The sequence below is a fragment of the Hydrogenophilus thiooxidans genome, assembly GCF_019049855.1.
In the GTDB taxonomy this organism is placed as follows: domain Bacteria; phylum Pseudomonadota; class Gammaproteobacteria; order Burkholderiales; family Rhodocyclaceae; genus Hydrogenophilus; species Hydrogenophilus thiooxidans.
Window position 1 is genome coordinate 1 of sequence record NZ_JAHLSY010000055.1, and the last position, 1,316, is coordinate 1,316.

Annotated in this window: 1 protein-coding gene; it reads left to right on the top strand. The window is 59.9% G+C overall.

Features of this window, described 5'->3' with window-relative positions; translation table 11 throughout:
* Window positions 1–1,316, top strand: a 1,316-nt coding sequence (locus KUL93_RS11190; protein ID WP_217127115.1) for an ATP-binding protein, incomplete at both ends; no start/stop codon positions are given.

Genomic DNA, 1,316 nt, shown 5'->3' on the forward strand with positions numbered 1-1,316 from the left:
CCAGACCTTTGCGAAAATCCGCGAGCACGACGCCTACTACTACGTCGACAAGACCCCGTATGCGCTGCGCCTCATCGAAAGCGGCACCCACTACTTCCTCTCCCGCCCGCGGCGCTTTGGCAAAAGCCTCTTTCTCGACACGCTTGCGGAGCTGTTTGCTGGAAATGAGCCGCTCTTTCGTGGGCTTTACATTCACGACCGCTGGGACTGGAACGTGCGCTACCCGGTGGTGCGGCTCAGTTTTGCCGAAGGGCGGCTGGAGACGCGCGCTGAGCTTGATCGACGCATTCGGTCGCTTCTTGCGCACAACGCCCGTACGCTTGGCGTGGAACTTCCTCTTGACGCAGACATAGCGGAAACCTTCATTTGCCTCATCGAAGGGGCGCACGCTCGCTACGGCGAGCGCGTCGTGGTGCTGGTTGATGAATACGACAAACCGATTCTGGATAACCTCACTACTCCTGACGTTGCCCGCGCGATGCGCGAAGGGCTACGCAACCTCTACTCGGTGATCAAAGGGCAAGATGCGCACATCCGCTTTGCGTTTCTCACCGGCGTCTCTAAATTCAGCAAGGTTTCGATCTTTTCGGGGCTCAATAACCTACGCGACATCACCGTTTCCGCCGAATACTCGGCGATCTGCGGCTACACCGAAGAGGACCTCGAGACCGTTTTTGCCCCGGAGCTAGCGGGGCTAGATCGTAGTCTGATCCGCCACTGGTATAACGGCTACAACTGGCTGGGAGAAGCGGTCTACAACCCCTTCGACCTGCTGCTCCTCTTTCAAGAGCGCCAATTTCGCCCCTACTGGTTCGAAACGGGCACGCCCACATTCCTGATCGAATGGCTGCGTGCGCACCGCACCTTCACCCCGAAGCTTGAGCGCCTCTTTGCCACCGAAGAGCTTCTGTCGGCGTTTGACGTCGACCGGATGCGTGCCGAAGCGCTGCTGTGGCAGACCGGGTACCTGACCTTTGCCGAACGCATCCCGAGCCCAGGGCTCCCCGAATACTACCTGCGCCTACCCAACCAAGAAGTGCGCATCGCGCTCAACCACGCGATCCTCCACGCCTGGCTACCAGAAGACAGCGACTGGGCCGAAGGGATCCCGACGCTACGCAAAGCGCTCAGGCGCGCCGACCTCACCCAACTGCGCCACCACCTGGAACGCCTTTATGCGAGTATTCCGCACGACTGGTACCGCGCAAACCCGATTGCCCACTACGAAGGGTACTGGGCAAGCGTCTTTTATAGCCACCTTGCGGCGTTGGGGCTAGAGCTCATTGCCGAGGACGTCACCAACCACGGCTGCATCG